The following is a 19,449-nucleotide window of genomic DNA, read 5'->3' as shown; positions in this document are numbered from 1 at the left end:
CGCGGCTCCGTATAGAATGTTCAGGGTGTCACCTCTTGCCTTGGATTTCCTCGATTCTTGAACCGGGCCGCATCCCTTGCGTCGTGCAAGCCTGGCGAGGGTGTCTGGGGCATTCAAATTTCGGCCGGGGCTTTCGCGGGTGAGGACCGAGGCATTCAATGAGCGAGCCTGACTCGATCATCGTCGGCAATCCCGAGCCGAGGATCGGCAGCTATCGGCTCCTGCATTCGCTCGGCTCGGGCGGCATGAGCTCCGTGTTCAAGGCCGTCCACGACGAGAGCGGTCACGAAGTCGCCCTCAAGGTCCTGCCGAGGAGCCTCGCCAAGAGCTCGTCGCTGCTCCAGCGGTTCAACCGCGAGGCGAAGAGCGCCGAGGCACTGCAGCATCCGAATATCGTCTCGATCTACGACCGGGGCGTGGACAACGGCCGCCACTACCTCGTCCTCGAATACGTCGAGGGGGGCGACCTCCACGACCGCGTCAAGAGCCGAGGCCCGCTGCAGATCCCCGAGGCCGTCGCCATCATCACGAAGGTGGCCGAGGGGCTCCACTTCGCGAGTACCCGGGGCCTCATCCATCGGGACATCAAGCCCGCAAACCTGCTGGTTACCCCCGAAGGGAACGTCAAGATCATCGACCTGGGACTGGCGCTCCAGGCCGACGAGGATGACGAGCGAGTGACCCGAGAGGGGACGACCGTCGGAACCGTCGACTTCATGTCGCCCGAGCAGGCGAGGGACAGCCGTGCGACCAATGAAAAGAGCGACATGTATTCGCTCGGTTGCACCCTGTACTTCCTGCTCACAGGCAAGCCTCCATTCCCGGGCGGGGACGTCGCCGACAAGCTGAGCCGCCACTGCCTCTCGCCGCCGCCCGACGTCCGTGACGTCCGCCCCAACGTCCCCGCCGAACTGGCCGCGCTCGTGAAGCGGATGATGGCGAAGAAGGCGGACCAGCGGTTCAAGGACTACCCATCGCTCATCCAGGCACTCACGACGGTGCCGACGACCGAGCGCATTGGTAGCACCGCCGAGGCCCCCATCTTCGCTCTCATCGAAGGGGACGATGCGGCCGTGGTCGAGTCCGTGGACCCGGACCCGAATGGGGGGCTCTTCGCCCTCGTGGATGATGAGCCGGGGATGACTCCGGATAACGATGGTCTCCCGCTCCTGAACCTCACGGAGCTGGCCCCGCTCTCCGGGCTGGTGTCCAAGGAGAAGCCGTCGCCCGTCGCCGAAGTCTCGCTGGCCGAGCTGGCCGCGCTCGACGACGACATAAGCGTCGATCCTTCGTCGAACCGGGCTCTCTCGGTCTCCAGCCGGCCCAGGCGAGGCGAGACGGTGACCGCTCACCCAAAGCCGTCGATCACTTCGCTGATCGACGAGGACGAGGTGGACGAGCAGTATGCGGCCGCCGTCGCGGCGGGGTCCCGCAAATACGACGACGGTTCGCGACAGTGGATCACGAAGTGGTCGCTCGTGGGCCTCGGGATCATCTGCCTCGTCATCGGCGTCCATCAACTCATCAAGGCGACGACGAGTGAGGTGGGGGAGGTGCCCGAAGTTGTCGAGACCGAGACCGAACCCGTCTCTCCGACAGCCGAGGAAACGCCCGCCCCGAAGCCCAGGGCAAACCCGAAGGTCACGCCTCAAGTCGTCGCCTCGACGGCCGCGGCGAGCCCCTCGCTAAATCAGCCGGACGCCGCGATCAAGTCGATCGCCACGAAGAAGTCGGCTCCGCCGTCGAAATGGGAAGAGCCCCCTGACACAGTTGGCAACGTGCCTGCGGATTTGAGCTTCGGAGGGGAAGGGGATGGGAAGTACATCCCCGCCTGGGCCGAGGCGGCGATCCCGGACTCGGTCCCAGGGCCGCTCGTCACGATTCGGCGCGTCGTCGATCCCAGGGATCCCACCCAGTATTCCTCGCTACGGCAGGGTCTGGAGGTCGCCGCCGGCACGATCGAGGTCGCCGACAACGGGCCGTTCTTCGAGCATGACATCCGCATGCTGGGTGAGTTTCGCCTGATCCGCGCCCGACCCGGATTTCGTCCCCTCATCAGCATCGAGCCGCCGCAGAAGCCCACGGGTCGGGAGCAGCCCGCCGTCTTCAACCTCGAGGGGAAGAGCCTGATCCTGGATGGCCTGGATCTGCTCGTCGACCTCAAACGGTTGAGCCAGGGACAGTCGGTGCTTTTCCAGAGCAAGGGGGGATCGCTCACGTTGCGGAACTGCACCGTCACGGTGCTCAACGCTCGCAATCAGCCGTTCGCGTTGGTCCGCACCCTCGAGGCGCTCAGGCCGAGTCGAATCCGTATCGAGACGACCCTCGTTCGTGGAGGCCCTTTCACGGTGCTCGAGTTGGGAGGCGGGAGCTCCGAGGTCGTCGTGAATCGGTCGTTGCTCCTCGGGATGCGGGAACCTCTCGTCACCTGCAAGGGGGCCGAGCCGAACACCGACCGCAAGCTCTCCGTGGTCCGCAGCATCCTGGCGGGCAGGGGGGCGATCTTCGACTTCTCCGACGTGCCTTCGAGCGGGGGCAAGCGTAGGGCCCCGATCGTTCAGGCGTTCGCCTCTGCCTTCGCGAGGATCGATGGTCCCGGCACGACAAGCCTGGTCGTGGTTCCTTCCGGCGGTGGTGGAGCCGGCGAGTTCCTCAACTGGCAGGGGGATCACAACCGCTACTTCGGATGGCGTGAGTGGATGGTCTCCGAATCGAGGGCCACGAAGCTCGCAAACCTCGCGGCCGTCCGCAACTCCTGGAGCGGCTCGGATCCTCAGAGCCAGGAAGTCGCTTCGGCGTGGGCGATCACCACGATCCCCGAACGACTCACTCCCGAAGACTTCGAGTCGGTCGCTCGGGACTTCCGGCCGACGTTGGCTCGCGTGGCCTCTCCGACCCACTTCCTGAACGAGAAGACGCTCGGGGCCTTCACCCCGCCCCAGGTCCCGAACCTCGCCCAGCCTCCGGTGATCCTGCCTCAGGCGACCCCTCGAACCGTCCAGGCAACCCGGGCTCCTGTCGTCCGCGATGAATCGCCCGACGCCCAGGCGAAGCGACTCGGGTTCCCGGTGCTCTCGCAAGGCCGTCAAACCACCTCGACGACGGCCACGGCCCCGATACCGACACCGAAGCCTTCCCCGGCTCCGGCCGCCAACCCGAAGCGACAGGCGAGCCCGATTCGCGAGGTCTTCTTCGACCTCTCGGATTCACGCTGGCAGGGCGACCTCGGTCGCTTTCTCAAGGATGAGGTGAAGGCCGGCGATCAACGCGTGAGGGTCCGTGTCCGCGGCATCGGCCAACGCGAATGTTCCCCGATCGAGATGCCCAGGGGGATCTCCCTCGAGGTCTTGCCGGAGCACCCGCCGGCGCGGGGGGGGGCACCCCTCGCCTGGACGGCGAGCAGCGGCGCTTCTGGAGACGCGCTCATCCAGGTCCGGGACGCCGACCTCGTCCTGAGCGACGTCAGGCTTACACGCGATGGCTCGGGGGAGTTGAAAGCCCTGGTGCGAGTCGAGAACGGGCACATTGTCCTGAACCGCTGCTGGCTCGTCGCACCTGGCGAGGCGGATACCAACGGCGGGAACCTGATCTCATACCTCGCGACGAGCACCCGCCCACTGGACTCACAACTGAGCCCCTTCGAGACGAATCCCGACCGACACTTCTGTCGACTCGTGGACACGCTCCTGATCACGGGGGGCGATGCGCTCACCGCCGACGTCGGACGGAGTACCCTGGCGCTGACCAACTGTGCGATTGCCGCCGGATCGAATGCGTTGCGGTTGCGGGCGAGCAGGGTGGCCCGCGACCGATTCGACGTCAATGTGCTGCTCGACCATTGCACCGTCGTCGGGGAGCGAAACTTTGTATCCCTCGCCCCCTGGCCCGGAGAAGATCCGGGCCCGAACCGGCCCATCCTGTTGCAGTCGCGGAATTGTGCCTTCGAGTCGGGATTCGAGAAGGGCGCCAGGGAAGCCGTTTTGCTTCACGTGGAACACGACTCGCTCGATAAGGGTCTTCTTTTCTGGCAGTCCACGAATGACGCCTTCGATGTCTTCGTCTTCGCGAATCGATCGGGAGTGGCCCTCGCCACGAACCGCTTTGCGGATGTCCAGAGCCAGTGGGTCGACCTCTGGGGTGCGACCCACATGCACTCGGTCACCGGCGCGACGAGGAACGGGACGACCACCAACTTCAGCACGCGCCTCTACAACCGGATCCACGCGACGAACGTCGCCCCGGGGGATCTCGCGCTGGACTCCAGCTTCCACCCTGGGCGTTCCAGGCTCGACGTCGGGTCGGATCTGAGTCGGCTCCAGATCCTGGTCAATCCTCCACAGCGTCGTCGGGTTACCAAGAATCGCTAAAAGCTCGACAACGCAGCCGGACGACTTCGAGACCGTCGGTTGCCTTTTCTGAGGGTGGATCGCGATAATCATTAAGTAGGGGAGTGTCAAAGGTCGCCAAGGAGAGGAGGGAGACCATCCATGTCATGGAAATCCAGACTGATGGCTCCGATAGGCGTTTGCCTTCTTGTTCCCGTGTTGGCGGGTGGATCGCACCACCACGGCGGTCACCAGGGGCATGGGGGTAGTAGCGGTGGACCCGTGGGCAGGGGGCCTTTCATTCCCTTTGCCGTCAGTCCCGGTTGGGCGATGTACCCGCTACCTTTCTACAGCACAGTCGGGGCCGGCGGTGTACCCGTCGCCTTCAACGCCCCCAACTCGATGTTCGGGCCACCGGCTCCATATCCTGGACCCGCTCCGGCTCCGGGTTTCTCACCCGCCTGGAATGGCTACGGGCTGGCAGGTCCGCTCCCCGCCGTTCCTCGCCCGGCCGCGGCCCCCAATCCGCAACCTGCCGTCCAACAGAAGAAGGCGGGGGACGAAGCGCGTGCGAAGCAGTATGTGACCTTCGGCGACCGATTGTTCCGCGCCGGGAATTATCGGAAGGCCGAGGAACGCTACGAACAGGCCGCACGCACCGACCCCCACTCGGCGATACCCCGGGCCAGACTCGCTCAGATCGCCCTCGTGCGAGGGCAGTATCATGAGGCGGCGAATCACCTCCGGGAGGCCCAGACGGCTGAACCGGGCTGGCTCACCAAGCCCTTCGACATCCAGTCCCTCTACGCGGAACCGGGCGACTTCGCCAGGCAGGTCGCGAAGCTCGAGAGCCACCTCCAGGCCGAGCCCCAGGACCGTGACGGCTGGCTCGTGCTCGGGGCCCAGTGGTATCTCTCGGGCCGGACGGAAAAGGCCTCCGACGTCTTCCTCCGCTTGACCGATCGGAAGCCCGACGCCACACTGGCAGCCTTTCTGGACGCCGCGACCCCCGTCGACCGAGCGGGGCAATAATCGAGGTCCCGATTCCGGCGGCGTCCAGCCCATCCGAAAGGAGAGGGTCCGCTGCCGGCCTCATCGTTGCGTTACTACGCCGCCGCCTGTCAGACCGATCTTCCCTGCCCTCGGGATCGAAGCGAGATCCCCGAACGCGTCCGCACCCTCCTCGGGATGGTCGACCGCGCCGTGGTGGGATACGGCCCATTTTTCGACGTGAAGCTGCTCGTCTTCCCCGAGTTCGCGCACTCGGCGCCGATCTATGAGACGGTCGAGGAACTCAGCGATCGGCTGGCCGTCGAGATCCCCAACGAGCACACCGACCGTTACGTGGCGAAGGCGAAGGAGCGGGGCGTCTGGATCCAGACCGGCACGTTCCTCGAGGTCGATCGAAAGTGGCCCGGGGTCGTCTTCAACACGACGTGTCTGATCGGACCCGATGGGATCCTGAGCCGCTATCGCAAGGTGAATCCCTGGTTGCCCTGGGAGGTCCACGCCAGCCCCCACGACCTGCCCGGGTACGACGAGCCGATGTTCCCGGTCGTCGAGACGGAGATCGGAAACCTCGGCGTCGCCATCTGCTATGACTGGCTCTTCCCCGAGGCGATCCGGGCGCTGGCCCTCGGCGGGGCAGAGGTCCTGATCCGCGTCTCCGCCTACATGGACCCCTGGGGCGCGACCCCTCCCATGGATTGGTGGACCCTCTTCAATCGAGTCCGCGCGATCGAGAATCTCGGCTACGTCGTCGCTGCGAATCAAGGTGCAAGCGCTTCACATTACCCGCCATTCTCTTGGCCGGGCGGCAGTATGGTCGTCGACTTCGACGGAAGAATCCTCGCCCAGGCCGACCCCGGCCCAGGGGAGAAGATCGTCGTCGCACCCATCGACATCGCGGCGCTCAGGGCCGAGCGGGAGCGACGTTCAGGCCACCACATGCTGAACCACCTGCGGACCTCGGCCTACTCCCTCGACGCCTTCAAGGGAGGTCTCAAGCCTCCTTCGAAAGAGAGTTGAGTCGCCCCGATTCGTCACGCTCCGGCCCTTCGCAACCCGAGCGTGAGGCGATCGGTTTCGCTATCATGGAACCGCCGGCATCCCTCTCCAACGGGGACTCACGGCGGGTCTATTATTCTCATATCCAATGATTCAGCATCGGAGAGCCATCATGCGGATTCCATGCCGCGCCGTGGCGTGGTTCATTTTGGCCGTCGTGATGATGATCCTGGGATGCCAGGGTGAACCCCCCGCCGAGCCGGAGAAGGCACCGAAGGCCCAGGCCGAAGGGAAGATCCAGGTGACGCCGACGGCCGAGGCCGCGCCGAGGCGCAACGAGATCCCCCCTCCGGAGATGACGGCGGTGGTCAACGCCCATCTCAAGGGCCTGGGCCACATGGAGCGTTACGAATATGACAAGGCGATCGAGGCCTTTCGCGAGGTCAACAAGCGTGCGCCCGACTGGATCCCCGGGACGATTAACCTGGCTATCGGCCTCCTGAACAAGACCGGAAACCAGAACGAGTCGGCGAAGCAGGGGAGGGGAGGTCCGAGCTCCGGTCGGTCGAGCCACGACGAGGCCCTCCACCTGCTCGATGAGGTGCTCGAACGCGAACCCGAAAACCTCCACGCGCACTACTCCCGCGCGATCATCCTCGAAGACTCCGGCAAGATCGCCGAGGCCCACGCGGACTACAAATTCGTCGCCGAGCGCGACCCGAACGATCCCCACGCCCTCTTCAAGGTCGGCAGCACGCTCGTCGATCCCGAGAACCCGGATCGTCCCGCGGGGCCGAAGCAGGCGAAGCAACTCGTGGAGATCTATTCCAAGGCCCTCGAGCGCAATCCTTACCTCGTGACGACTCTCTACAAGCTGCAAGCCGCCTATGGGTGGTCGGGCGACCGCGCGAAGCAAGGGGAACTCCTCAAGTCCTGGAAGGTCCTCAACCCCGAGCAGACCGTCGTGGGCACAGGCGAACTCGCCAAGAACACGTACGGCGAGATGGGGCGATATGCCACGATCATCAACCCGGTCGAGCTCACCAGCGTCAAACCCGAGTCGGGGCCGGCGCCGCGATTCGAGGTCCCGAAGGCCCTCGATGTGGCTTTGCCGGAAGGTCATCGCTGGGTCAACGACGCCGACTTCCAGGGACCGAACGCCCTGATCGGTCGCGTCCGATCGCGCTTCGGAGCCGCGGTTGCGAGCTTCGACGCCGACGGCGATGGTCGCTACGACCTCTACCTCACCGCCGCGGTCGTCGGGCCCAAGGGGATTCGCGACGCACTCCTCCTCAATAAGGGGGACGGAAAATTCGAGGACGCGAGCCAGGCGTATGCCCTTCCGGAGGACCGCGCGAGCCTCGGCGTGGCCGCCGGGGACTTCGACGCCGATCGTCGCATCGATCTCTTCGTGACCGGGGCCACGAGCAGTCGTCTTCTCCGCAACGCGGGCAAGGCTTTTGAGGACATCACCAGGACATCAGGCCTCGACGTCTCCGGGCTCAGCCTCACCGCCCGCTGGGTGGACCTGGATCAGGACGGCGACCTCGACCTCTACGTCGTGAACTACACCACAGCCGAGCTGGCGGATCAGGCCTTCGGCGAGAAGCCCGTCACGGGCCTCGCCAATCGAGCCTACCGGAACGACGGCAAGCCCGCCCCGATGGCCGACCGCCCCGCCGATAATTGGGCACCCCTGGCCACAGCGAGCGAGGATTTGAAGGTCACCGCCGGCCTGTCGATCGCCTTCACCCCCTGGCCGGATGCCGAGGCATTGACGGGCGGAGCCAACCTCCACACCGCCGTCGCCGTGCTCGACATCGACGACGACCGCGATCTAGACCTCGTCCTTACCGCCGATGGGTTGCCGGCCCAGGCGGTGCTCAACGATCGGCTCGGACGATTCCACACCGCCGAGATCGCCGGCCTCGAATTGAAAGAACCGGTCTCGGGACTGCTCGTCACTGATCTCGATAAAGATGGCCTCCCCGACCTCGCCGCGACCTCGGCGAAAGAACGGGTTGTCCTCTGGCGGAATAAATTCGACCGGTCGAGCGAGAATCGCCCGATCTTCGGAGAGTCCTGGCCGACGAACGCGACCGCCTGGACGGTCGCCATGACCACGGACCTCGACCTCGACACCTGGCCTGATCTGGTCGGCATCACCCGCGGCAAGGACGATTTCGCTCCGGCCTGGGCCCACAACGACGGGAAGCGGCTCGAGTCGAGCGCCCTGGCCCTCGGGCCCGATCCGGCAATGAAGTCGCCGCTCGTCGGATTCTCACTGGGCGATCTCATCGGCGACCCCCTCCCGGATCTCCTGCTCGTCTCGGGAGGCGAAGTGCCGAGGATTTCGCGGAACCTCGGGAACGGGAATCACTGGCTCTCGATCGATCTTTCGGGGCGATGGAAGATCAGGCCCGAGCAGATGCGGACGAACTCCCACGGCATCGGCACGCGACTCACCCTGGAGGGGCAGGGGCTCCACGTCCCGTTCTCCAACACGACCCTCGAGGCGGGCCTGGCCCAGTCGATCCAGCCGATCGTGCTCGGGCTGGGTAAGGTGCAGGAGGCCGCGCTGCTCCGGCTCCGTTGGCCCGACGGCACAATGCAATCCGAGCTCAACATCGTCGGCGACAAGCGGCTGACCCTCGCCGAGCACAATCGCAAGACGGGGAGCTGCCCCGTACTTTTCACGTGGAACGGAGAGAGATTCGTCTGCTTGGGTGACTTCCTTGGAGGCGGGGGCCTCGGCTATCTCGTCGCCCCGGGCTTGTATGGACAGCCGGATCGCGACGAGTCGGTGGCGATCGCGGCCGATCAACTGAAGGCGGAGCAGGGGACTTTCCGACTCTCGATCACCGAGCCGATGGATGAGGTCGCGTACATCGACAAACTCGTCCTCGACGTGGTCGACAACCCCCCCGGGATCAAGTCGACCCCCGACGAGCGATTCGCGCCCGAAGGACCTCGGCCCACCGGCGAGCTGATCGCCTGGCGTCAGAACATCGAGCCCGAGAAGGCGACGGACCTCGAAGGCCGCGATATGACCGAGACCCTCAAGGCTTGGGATCGTCGCACGGTCGACACCTTCAAACGCAGGAATCGCTGGATTGGATACGCCGAGGACCATGGGATTATCCTCGACTTCAGCGACCGACTCAGTCGATTCGACCCCAAGGCTCCGCTCGTCCTCTGCCTCGCGGGCTGGGTGGAGTACCCCTACTCGCAGACGAACTACGCCGCCGCCACGGCGGGCGTCACGCTGACCCCGCCTTCGATCGAGCGTCGTCGCGACGACGGGACCTGGGAACTCATCGAGCCCCACGCCGGTTATCCGGCCGGTTTGCCGAGGATGACGACGCTCGACCTGACGGGGAAGCTGACGGGAGGGAAGTGCGTCCTTCGGCTCCGCACGAACATGGAGTGCTACTGGGATCAGGCCTTCGTCGCCTTGCGAGAAAAAGAGGCTTCGATCCGTGTCTCATCGTTGATGGCGAGCCGGGCAGTCCTCGGCGATCGGGGCTACACGCGCGAAGCCTCGCCGGATGGACGCCTCCCGTTGCTGTACGACTATGACCACATCGACCCGGCCCCGCTCGCTCGGATGGCGGGGAGCCTCACGCGATATGGCGACGTCGTCCGCTTGCTCAACGCGGACGACGACCAGTTCTGCATCGTCGGGCCCGGCGACGAGATTCGCCTCGAGTTCGACGCGAAAGTGCTGCCCGATCTGCCCGAAGGCTGGACCCGCAGCTACGTGCTGCGATCGTTCGGCTATTGCAAGGACGCCGATCCTTTCACTGCGACAAGCGACTCGATCGAGCCTATGCCTTGGAAGGGCATGCCCGCATACCCCTTCGGCCTGGAAGGAGAGAGGCCGAGAGACCCGGATTATGATCGATATCTCAAGGAGTACCAGACTCGTCCCGGAGCCTGAGTCGAGCCGATCGACATCGAACCGAGACTCGCCGAGGGCCGTCGCGATTCGATCGCGACGGCCCTGGTCTTACGAGGGCAGAGCTTCTCTTGCCTCGAGCCAGTCGCCCGGGATCGAGTTCGGGCCGTTGGCCAGCGCGACGATGCCCCCGATGATCGCGCCATTCGTGTCGTTGTCGCCTTCAGCCAGGGTCGCGGACCACAGCGCCTCGGCGAAATCGTCGATGTGCCGCGCGGCACACCAGAGAGCGAAGGGCACCGTATCCGGTGCGGTGATCTTGCTGCCATTCCCCAGTACTTCCACCGAGGCCTCGATGGTCAGGCCGAAGTCGAGTTCGATGGCGTGTTCGATTCCATCCCTCGTCACACCAGCAGGCGTATGCTCCGCGGCGAATTCCAGCATCGCTTTCCCCGATCGCTGGCGGCCCGCATTCCGACAAGCCCAAGCGGAGGCGACCGAAACTGCAATCGCCCCGGCCTGGCCTTCGGCATGGGCGTGCGTCGTCATGGCCGATTTCCGAGCCTCCTCGACCATCGCGCAATCGTCGTCGAAAAAGTAGGCGCCGATGGGAGCGACTCGCATCGCCCCGCCGTTTCCCATCGAGCCGAGCCCGCTATAGACGAGGCGCGCGGCCTGGCTCCAGGGGATCCCTTCCGCAATGTCGTCCAGGACGCGACGAACCGTCAGGCCATAGCCTCGATAGGGGTCGGCTCGATAACGGCGGGCGAAGTCGAGGGCGAGTGTGTCGGGCTCGATGCATCCGAATCGATCCAGGTTCGAGACGACGGCCATGGCCATCTCGGTGTCGTCGGAGTAAGCCCAGGGGGAGGCGGGGACGGACCTCGACGAGTCAGGGGCGTTGAAGAAGCGACTACCGAAGGCATCGCCGACGGAGAGGCCATCGAGGCCGAGTCGGGCTCGTCGCATCCGCTCGGCATGATCGGGACGGAGTTGAGCCATTGTCGCCGTCTCTCAATCAGGGCACGTTGTAGCCCGAAGCCCGTGTCATGATCGATGCCCTTGCCAGGTCGTCGAGCATCCAGGGCTTTAGCGAGTTAGCAAATCCGCGACGCCGACGGCAAGCAGGCCCATGCTGATCGCGATATTCACCTGGAAGAAGGCGACGTTCACCCGGCTCAGGTCATCGGGTCGGACGATGGCGTGCTCATAGAGGAGCAGGGCGAAGACGACCCCGACCCCGACGAAGTAGACGATCCCCATCGGATAAGCAAAACCTAGCGCGATCAGGGTCCCGACCATGATCGCGTGGCAGGCCGCGGCCAGGCGCAGGGCGTTACGGATCCCGATCCGGGCCGGGATGCTGTGAAGGCCAGACTGTCGGTCGAAGTCGGCGTCCTGGCAGGCATAGATGATATCGAAGCCGGAAACCCAGAAAAGAACAGCGAGGCCGAGCAGGACTGGGGGCCACTGCAGGTCGCCTCGGAGGGCGATCCAGGCGGCGATCGGCGCGAGCATCAACGCGGCACCGAGCCAGAAGTGGGCCAGGCTCGTGAACCGCTTGGCATACGAATAACCGAGCAGCCAGAGCAACACCGGGACCGAGAGGATGAGAGGCCAGCGGTTCGGGAGGAAAAGCAGAGTCGCGGCGATGAAGCCGAGCGACGTCACCACCGTGAAGACGACCACCGAGATGACGGAGAGCTGACCACTCGGGAGGTGCCGCATCGCGGTCCTCGGGTTCCTCGCGTCGATGAACCGATCGGCAAGTCGGTTGAAGGCCATCGCGGCCGAGCGGGCCGTCGCCATGCAGAGGATGATCCCTGCCCAATCCTGGAGCCGACTATGCCAGCCATCCGGGCGATGCGCCGCCAGCGCCGCTCCCAGCAAGGCGAAGGGGAGGGCGAAGAGAGTATGGCTGAACTTGATCATCCCCAGCAGGTCATTCAGTCGGCCGAGCATCGCCTTGGCTCCGTTTCACTCGCGAAAGGTCCCCCTTGCGATCGAAGTGCTGCGCCATCGTCGAGAGCGCCAGGTCTCCCAGGGGAGGGCAAATCTGAAACAGGCCGCCGATCATCCGGAACGGCCAGACCACTCGTTTGAGCACTGACAAACGTCGTTTCGGTCTGTCGATCAGACGCACGATCCGCCGTGCGACGTCATCAACCTTCGCCGACATCCACGGGGCAGGGGCGTCGAGCATCGGATTGTACGCATGGCCAGGCGGCGCGAGCTTCTCGAGGGCGCTGAAGAACTCCGTCTTAACGGGCCCCGGCTCGACAAGGCAGACGCGCACTCCACGATGTTTGAGTTCGCGTCGGATCGCGTCGTTCCAGTAAGCCAACCCAGCCTTCGTCGCGCCGTAGGCCCCTAATGCTGAATTGGGGACGCTGGTGATCGAGGAGCCGACGTTGATGATCATCCCCTTGCTCGAGAGCAGGTGGGGCATCGCGAATCGGGCGAGCATCAGTGGGGCGACGAAGTTGACCTCGAGTTGACGACGGATCTCGGCCGGGTCGGACTCGGAGAAGAGGGCAGGGAGCCCGAAGCCCGCGTTGTTGACGAGGACGTCGAGTCGTCCACAACGGCCGACGACGTCGGCGATGAGCGTCTCCGGCGTCTTCGGGTCGTCGAGGTCGGCGGTGAAGTTGTCGACCTTTGGAACGCGTCCGTTCCGCTGGCTCACGTCATCGCGGATCTCGTCGGCGAGTTTCGAGAGGCGATCGGCGCGTCGAGCCGTCAGGGCCAGGTCGAAACCCTGGCGGGCTAGTTCGCGAGCCACGGCGGCACCGATCCCGGCGGAAGCCCCGGTGACCAATACGAGCCTCGGTGTGGGAGCCTCTGCCATGACCTCAAGTTACTCCTATCGAGGGTGAGAGGGGCGGGGGAAGCATCTCTCCAGCCCTCGGCGTGTTGTACTGGGGATTGGCGTTGCCGGGATGGTCGCAGGTCCGAACCACCGTGAAACAACGCGTTTTCGCGTGCGTTCTCGCCGGATGGTGCAAATCGGGCACCGCGGGCAAGACTATGGCCCCAGCCCACTTGTACGTCAACAGGATCTCGAGGGGGCTCACGTCCGGGAATGTTTCACGGGAAACGAAGTACGAAACGGCCGCCGTCAAGCGAGTCATCCATTTTCGGAGCTGGAGTGCGCCGCGAGGTCCGACGCCTCAACTCGTCGCCGTCTCAGGCTTGACCCCTACGTACAAGGTGGCGATCCCGAACGTGAGCGGGTATTCCTTCACGTCGACGAGGCCCCGGCCTCCCAGGAGGTCGAGCATCGCCTGGCCATCGGGGAACTGGAGCACGCTTGCCGGCAGGTAGGAGTACGCCGAGTAGTTGTTCGGAGAGATCGTCTGGCCGACCTTGGGCAGGATGTGTCGGAAGAAGGTGAGGTAGAGCCGGCCGAGGAACGCACCCCTCGGCTTCGAGAACTCGAGGATCGCCACCTTCCCGCCGGGCCGGGCGACCCGGATCATCTCGTCGACGCCCCGGATCGTGTCGCTCACGTTGCGGAGGCCGAATGCGACCGTCACCACGCCGAAGGTATCGCTGGGCAAGGGGAGGCGCTGGGTGTCCCCCTCGATGAGGGCGATGCGACTATCCGCCCCCGCCTTGCGGACCTTCTGATTACCGATCTCGAGCATCTCGTAGCAGAAGTCGGAGCCGACGATCGGGCTCTGGCCGCGCCCCGCCTTGTGGTAGGCGAGGGCCAAGTCGGCGGTCCCCGTGCAGCAGTCGAGCACGGGGATGCCGGGCGTCGGCGGGACCATCTTCGTCGTGAACCTTCGCCAGGCTTTGTCGATGTTCAGGCTCAAGAGATGGTTCAGGAAGTCGTACTTGCCGGCGATCGACGCGAACATCGACCGGACGCGAGTCGAGGACTTGTCGACGAGTCCCCGCTCCTGGGTGCTCTCCGGCGACACCATCTCCGTGGGCATGCTCGATCCCTTCAACCGTCTACGCTCTCTGGCCGGGTAGGTGGCGGTGTCGCTGTTCGAAGGCGTCCTGGAGACACTCTCGAGCCGCGAGGACTCATCTCAAGTCGAGACGACCTCGGGGCCTGGACACCGAGATCCGCCGTTGGTCCGGCACAGGATCAGGATGATTTCCAGGCCCGATTGTACACGCGGGAGGGGGTGGGTTGTCCACTCGCCTACGCCGAGGCGGCGGGAACCAGCGACCTCGACTTGGCGACGACCGCTCGACTTCCTAGTCTGGAAGCGACCGACGAAGTTCCATCCTCGGTTCGAGTGACCGAGAATTCCCAGGGGATACCGACTCCGACCATGGGCTACCGATCGTTGGCCGAATGCGTCAAGGACCTCCGCAAGAATGGGAAGCTGATCGACATCGAGCAGGAAGTCGACCCGAACCTCGAGGTCGCCGCGATCCAGCGCCGGGTCTTCGAGGCAGGGGGGCCGGCCCTCTTCTTCAAGCGGGTCAAGGGGACCTCGTTCCCGATGCTCGGGAACCTCTTCGGGACCATGGAGCGGACCCACTTCATCTTCCGCGACACTTTGGATCCTGTCCGTCGGCTGGTCGAGTTGAAGGTCCGCCCCCCGGCCGCGTTGAAGAACCCTTGGCGCTATCGCGGGGTTCCTTTCTCGGCCCTCAACCTCTTGCCGAAGACCGTGAAGAGTGGACCGATCCTGGCTCGCACGACGCAGGTCGATCGGCTTCCCCAACTCAAATCCTGGCCCGACGACGGCGGTGCCTTCATCACCTTGCCGCAGGTGTACTCCGAGGATCCGGATAGGCCGGGCCTGGCGAAGTCGAACCTGGGCATGTATCGGGTGCAACTCTCGGGGAACGCCTACGAACCGAATCGCGAGGTCGGGATCCATTACCAGATCCACCGAGGCATCGGCGTCCACCACGCGGCTGCGATTCGCCGGGGCGAGCCTCTTCGAGTCAGTATCTTCGTCGGTGGCCCGCCCGCGATGACCGTCGCCGCCGTGATGCCGTTGCCCGAAGGGCTTCCCGAACTCAGCTTTGCGGGGGCACTCGGCGGCCGTCGCGTCCGGATGGTCTCGCCAGATGGGCTGCTTCCAATGCCCGCCGAGGCCGATTTCGTGATCGCGGGGACGATCGACCCGAACGTTCGAAAACCGGAGGGGCCTTTCGGCGACCACCTCGGCTACTACAGTCTCACCCACGACTTCCCGGTTCTCCGCGTCGATCGGGTCTATCACCGGGAAGACGCCATCTGGCCATTCACCTCGGTCGGTCGACCTCCCCAGGAGGACACCTCGTTCGGCGAGCTGATTCACGAACTTACTGGCCCGATCATCCCCACGGTCCTGCCCGGGGTGAAGGCCGTCCACGCGGTCGATGCGGCGGGGGTCCATCCGTTGCTACTCGCGATTGCGAGCGAGCGTTACGTTCCCTACGCCGAGGTACGTCGCCCGCAGGAGATTCTCACCAGCGCTAACGCGATCCTCGGTCAGGGGCAGATGTCGCTGGCGAAATACCTCCTCATCGTGGCGGGGGAGGACAACCCGGATCTCGACATACACGACATCCCTGCTTTCTTGCGCCACGTCCTCGAGCGAGTTGACTGGTCGCACGACTTGCACTTCCAGACCAGGACCACCATGGACACGCTCGACTACTCAGGCCATGGCTTCAACGCCGGGTCGAAGGTCGTGATGGCAGCCGCGGGTCCGAAACGCAGGGAATTGCCGACTTCGTTTCCCGCGGACTTGAATTTGCCCGGCGGTTTCTCGGAGCCTCGAGTTGTGCTCCCTGGCATCCTCGCCGTGAAGGGGCCGCGCTATGACAGGGGTGCCGAGGTGGTGCCGAAGTTCTGCCTTGAGGTGGGATCCTCGAATCCAATCCGTGACTTCCCGCTCATCGTCATCGTCGACGACAGCGAATTCGCGGCGAGGTCCGTGGGCAACTTCCTCTGGGTAACATTCACCCGATCTAACCCCGCCCACGACATCGACGGTATCGACGCCTTCGTCGAGCACAAGCACTGGGGCTGTCGAGGTCCGCTCGTGATCGACGCCCGCATCAAGCCGCAGCACGCGCCCCCGCTGATCGACGACCCAGAGGTCGAACGACGCGTCGATTCGCTCGGGGTCGCGGGAGGTCCGCTCGCCGGGATCATTTAGGGGAAGTGGCTCGCCACGCGCTAATCCGTCAGTGAATCAACGCGGGCGTCCGGTTGTGGGCCGGACGCCCGCGTTTGCAACTTCAACGAAGATTGTGAGCCGCCGACCCTCTCAGGTGTTCACGAGGCGAGATTCGCCGCGGACCATCTTGCGGGTCATGGTGGCGAAGTGGGTGTGGAGGATGCACTTCCAGGCGAACTGGAAGAGGTAACGCGGCGGGCGCCGGGAGGCGACGAGCTTGCGAAGATACTTCGCGTAAACGTTGCGGTAGGGCTTCGTGCGAGGGTCGGTCCAGACGCGGGCGAGCATGTAGAGGCCGGCGGCGATCGTGAGGAACTGGTTCTTGAGATAGAGGATCGGCCGGTTCTTTCTCAGCCACTCCATCTTCGCCGACCCGAGGGCGAGCCTCCCTTTGATGAAGAGCTCGTCGAAGCGCTCGAAGTAGTTCTCGGCGTCGTAGAGACGGTCCATAAGGTCGAGCCAGCCGTCGCGCATCGCCTCCCGGCTCATGTTGAGGGGGATGATGTTGGTGGCGATATTCGGGTCGTCGGCCGCGGCATTGTCGAGCCGACCCTCGGCCTCGAGCCGTTCATAGAGCGGGGTCTTGGGGATGGCGGAAAGCATCCCCGCCATCGCGCCGATGATCCGGGTGCGGGTGAGGAACTCGAACTGGCGATCGAAAATCGTCTCGTCGTCCTGGTCGAAGCCGACGATCATCCCGGCGTAGACCTCGAGTCCGAACTCCTGGACCCTATGAACGCGCTCGACCAGACTGCCGCGGACGTTCTGGAATTTCTTGGTCTCGCGCAGGGCTTCCTCATCCGGGCTCTCGATCCCGATGAAGACGGCGACCATCCCGGCGTCGGCCATGAGTTGCATCAACTCAGCGTCCTCGGCGAGGTCGAGCGAGGCCTCGGTGAAGAAGGCGATGGGATACCCGTGGGCATGCTGCCAGGCCACGATTTCGCGGAGGAGGACCTTGGCCGCCTTCTTGTTGCCGATGAAGTTGTCGTCGACCAGGAAGATAACGTGAGCCCCGAGCTTGTGCTGGGCTTCGATCTCGGCGATGACCTGGTCCGGCGTTTTGAGTCGAGGCCGTCGGCCGAAGATCACGATGATGTCGCAGAACTCGCACTGGAAGGGGCACCCGCGCGAGGTCTGGATGCATCCCATCGCGTATTCGCGGAAGGGGACGAGGTCGTAGCGGGGTAGGGGGATCTTGGTCATGTCCGACTTCTCGGACTGCTCGTATCGGTACTGCCACTCCCCCTTCTTCCAGTCCTCGAGAAACTTGGGCCAGGTCTCCTCGGCCTCCCCGATGAAGATGACGTCGACCAGGCCGTCATACCAGTTCTCGGCGACGGTGATCCAGGGGCCTCCGATCACCACGAAGATGTCGCGGGCCTGGAGCTCGAGTAGGATGTCTCGCATCCGGTCGCGCTGGACCGTCATCCCGGTCAGGCCCACGATATCGAAGGAGCGGAGCGCCTCGAAGTCGATGTCCTGCACGTTTTCGTCGATGAGCACGACTTCATGCTCGGCGGGCGTCAGCCCGGCCAGGACCGGCAGGGCCAGCACGGGCATGTTCGCCTTCTTGCCCAGGAGCGGCAGCCCATGGTTGAGCCCCCAGAAGGAGGTCGGGAACTTCGGATTGATCAGGCAGATTCTTGCCATCGAATTTAGAGCCTCAGCCTGGTCCGGGACTATCAGCGGGGAAGGACCCGATGCGCACTTGGGTTGGTGAACCCGAGGATAGATGGGGAACTGAGGATAGCATCGGCCGGAAGGATCCACAAGCTAGCCAATCGCGGCATTTTCGGCAGAATCCGAACGAGTTCTGACCCAGCGTCATGACTGATAAGGTCAAGTATCAATCGCGGGGCCCTGTGCAGGGCGCAAGCCGGGGGATTTCAAGCATACCTTGGATTCGAAGGGGTTTTGACGCCTGAGTCGTGCAGGGAGAGTGCGTCGGCTTTGTGGGGTGAGTTCGACGCGTTTTTGTATTCTCGTATCATCAATCGGTGTGGAGAACGTTTCATGTCTTCGTCCGTCGCATCTCAAGTCTTCCGCGAGCTCGATCGCGAGTTGTGGGTCATCACCGCCGAGGGAGCCTCGCGGCGGGGAGGTATGGTTGCCACGTTCGTCTGCCAGGCGTCGCTCCCCGCCGAACTCCCCAGGGTGATCGTCGGTGTTGCGAAACACCACCACACATGGGCCTTGATCGAAGAGAGTCGGGTCTTCGGTCTTCACTTGTTAGGCGAGGATCAGGTCGAGTGGGCCTGGCGGTTCGGGATTCAATCGGGGCGCGACGTCGACAAGCTCGAAGACGTGCCCTATCGGATGACGGCCAACCGTTGCCCGATCCTGGAGGGCGTCCCCGCCTGGCTCGAATGCCGGGTCGAGACGCAACTCGATACCGGCGATCGGAGCCTCTACCTGGCGGAGATCGTCGACGCAGGGCGAGTGGAGGGCAGGGCCCCCCTACGGGTTCACCAGATTTTGAGTCTGGCCAACGACGAGCAACGAGCCGAGTTGACGGCTCAAATGAAGCGAGACGGCGCGATCGACGCGGCCGCGATTCGGGCATGGCGAGACCTGCAACTTAAAGAATAAAATAATCTGATAGAGATTGGTTATTTGAAGAAAATATTTGATAAAATAATGAATGTTTTTATTTATGTTTGGATGTGAGATCGTTTTTGGAGCTTTTTTTGATTGGAGTGGCACCATGTCGTATTGTTAGGAGATTGAGGTGCACAATTTCATGATTAAAATAAATGTATTCATTCATTATTGTTATTTGGTTGGTTATGCCTAGTTGGTGTGGGCAAGGAGAGGTCGATTTGGCCTCGCTTATGTCGGGACGGTTCGAGACCAGTGACCTCGAAGGAGGCACTCCAGGTTCAACGTGACACGATGCTTCGTCGGGCCGAGTCGGGCTCATATAGAAGACTCTCCATGCGGCTCGGAATACGCCCGGGTGCTCCAATTGTGGCAACAAGAAAGACCGAGTGATGACGGGTACAGGCGTCGGCCGACTTTGATACCAGGCCGTGCGAACGTGAATGTCAAGTCTCGGTAAAGAAATGTTGACGGATTC

The 19,449-nt window shown here is 63.9% G+C and carries 11 protein-coding genes; 6 read left to right on the top strand and 5 right to left on the bottom strand.

All coding sequences use genetic code 11. The features are described 5' to 3' along the window. Window positions 1-158 precede the first annotated feature (158 nt). From ACOYYX_RS33140 to ACOYYX_RS33125, 4 genes are all read left to right on the top strand, one after another. Window positions 159-4,367, top strand: a complete 4,209-nt coding sequence (locus tag ACOYYX_RS33140) for a protein kinase domain-containing protein (protein WP_422926939.1) — start codon at window positions 159-161, stop codon at window positions 4,365-4,367. A gap of 288 nt (window positions 4,368-4,655) precedes the next feature. Beyond that, window positions 4,656-5,357 carry a tetratricopeptide repeat protein gene (locus ACOYYX_RS33135; protein ID WP_422926938.1) on the top strand — a complete coding sequence of 234 codons (702 nt, stop codon included), beginning with the start codon at window positions 4,656-4,658 and terminating at the stop codon, window positions 5,355-5,357. Between the two features lie 66 nt (window positions 5,358-5,423). Further along, complete coding sequence (locus tag ACOYYX_RS33130; protein ID WP_422926937.1) at window positions 5,424-6,353, top strand: nitrilase-related carbon-nitrogen hydrolase; 930 nt, start codon at window positions 5,424-5,426, stop codon at window positions 6,351-6,353. Between the two features lie 151 nt (window positions 6,354-6,504). Next, window positions 6,505-10,272, top strand: coding sequence for an FG-GAP-like repeat-containing protein (locus ACOYYX_RS33125; RefSeq protein WP_422926936.1), 3,768 nt, complete (start codon window positions 6,505-6,507; stop codon window positions 10,270-10,272). Between the two features lie 69 nt (window positions 10,273-10,341). On the opposite strand, the gene ACOYYX_RS33120 is transcribed toward ACOYYX_RS33125, so the two are convergent. From ACOYYX_RS33120 to ubiE, 4 genes are all read right to left on the bottom strand, one after another. After that, window positions 10,342-11,232 (bottom strand): ADP-ribosylglycohydrolase family protein, encoded by an 891-nt coding sequence (locus ACOYYX_RS33120; RefSeq protein ID WP_422926935.1) that lies wholly within the window; start codon window positions 11,230-11,232, stop codon window positions 10,342-10,344. An 87-nt stretch (window positions 11,233-11,319) separates the two neighbouring features. Further along, window positions 11,320-12,192, bottom strand: a complete 873-nt coding sequence (locus ACOYYX_RS33115; RefSeq protein WP_422926934.1) for a UbiA-like polyprenyltransferase — start codon at window positions 12,190-12,192, stop codon at window positions 11,320-11,322. Next, window positions 12,173-13,078, bottom strand: coding sequence for an SDR family NAD(P)-dependent oxidoreductase (locus ACOYYX_RS33110; protein WP_422926933.1), 906 nt, complete (start codon window positions 13,076-13,078; stop codon window positions 12,173-12,175). The genes ACOYYX_RS33115 and ACOYYX_RS33110 overlap by 20 nt, the downstream gene beginning before the upstream one ends. Before the next feature lie 322 nt (window positions 13,079-13,400). Next, window positions 13,401-14,171, bottom strand: a complete 771-nt coding sequence (ubiE, locus tag ACOYYX_RS33105; RefSeq protein WP_422926932.1) for a bifunctional demethylmenaquinone methyltransferase/2-methoxy-6-polyprenyl-1,4-benzoquinol methylase UbiE — start codon at window positions 14,169-14,171, stop codon at window positions 13,401-13,403. 348 nt (window positions 14,172-14,519) lie between these two features. On the opposite strand from ubiE, the gene ACOYYX_RS33100 reads away from it, so the two are divergent. After that, complete coding sequence (locus ACOYYX_RS33100; RefSeq protein WP_422926931.1) at window positions 14,520-16,349, top strand: UbiD family decarboxylase; 1,830 nt, start codon at window positions 14,520-14,522, stop codon at window positions 16,347-16,349. A 111-nt stretch (window positions 16,350-16,460) separates the two neighbouring features. On the opposite strand, the gene ACOYYX_RS33095 is transcribed toward ACOYYX_RS33100, so the two are convergent. Next, the gene (locus ACOYYX_RS33095; RefSeq protein ID WP_422926930.1) at window positions 16,461-18,023 is read right to left on the bottom strand and encodes a B12-binding domain-containing radical SAM protein; all 1,563 of its coding nucleotides are present in this window, start codon (window positions 18,021-18,023) and stop codon (window positions 16,461-16,463) included. A gap of 363 nt (window positions 18,024-18,386) precedes the next feature. On the opposite strand from ACOYYX_RS33095, the gene ACOYYX_RS33090 reads away from it, so the two are divergent. Continuing rightward, the gene (locus tag ACOYYX_RS33090; RefSeq protein WP_422926929.1) at window positions 18,387-18,962 is read left to right on the top strand and encodes a flavin reductase family protein; all 576 of its coding nucleotides are present in this window, start codon (window positions 18,387-18,389) and stop codon (window positions 18,960-18,962) included. The last annotated feature ends 487 nt before the right edge of the window (window positions 18,963-19,449 follow it).

The sequence above is a fragment of the Singulisphaera chitinilytica genome (assembly GCF_049331405.1).
In the GTDB taxonomy this organism is placed as follows: domain Bacteria; phylum Planctomycetota; class Planctomycetia; order Isosphaerales; family Isosphaeraceae; genus PoT.
This window is presented reverse-complemented; position numbering and strand designations above follow the sequence as displayed.

What these genes read in the sequence shown, in the direction of transcription:
- ACOYYX_RS33110 (WP_422926933.1), bottom strand. Translation starts at nt 13,078, where the DNA reads ATGGCAGAGGCTCCCACACCGAGGCTCGTATTGGTCACCGGGGCTTCC.
- ACOYYX_RS33135 (WP_422926938.1), top strand. Translation starts at nt 4,656, where the DNA reads ATGTACCCGCTACCTTTCTACAGCACAGTCGGGGCCGGCGGTGTACCC.
- ubiE (WP_422926932.1), bottom strand. Translation starts at nt 14,171, where the DNA reads ATGCCCACGGAGATGGTGTCGCCGGAGAGCACCCAGGAGCGGGGACTC.
- ACOYYX_RS33125 (WP_422926936.1), top strand. Translation starts at nt 6,505, where the DNA reads ATGCGGATTCCATGCCGCGCCGTGGCGTGGTTCATTTTGGCCGTCGTG.
- ACOYYX_RS33100 (WP_422926931.1), top strand. Translation starts at nt 14,520, where the DNA reads ATGGGCTACCGATCGTTGGCCGAATGCGTCAAGGACCTCCGCAAGAAT.
- ACOYYX_RS33115 (WP_422926934.1), bottom strand. Translation starts at nt 12,192, where the DNA reads ATGCTCGGCCGACTGAATGACCTGCTGGGGATGATCAAGTTCAGCCAT.
- ACOYYX_RS33095 (WP_422926930.1), bottom strand. Translation starts at nt 18,023, where the DNA reads ATGGCAAGAATCTGCCTGATCAATCCGAAGTTCCCGACCTCCTTCTGG.
- ACOYYX_RS33140 (WP_422926939.1), top strand. Translation starts at nt 159, where the DNA reads ATGAGCGAGCCTGACTCGATCATCGTCGGCAATCCCGAGCCGAGGATC.
- ACOYYX_RS33120 (WP_422926935.1), bottom strand. Translation starts at nt 11,232, where the DNA reads ATGGCTCAACTCCGTCCCGATCATGCCGAGCGGATGCGACGAGCCCGA.
- ACOYYX_RS33090 (WP_422926929.1), top strand. Translation starts at nt 18,387, where the DNA reads ATGTCTTCGTCCGTCGCATCTCAAGTCTTCCGCGAGCTCGATCGCGAG.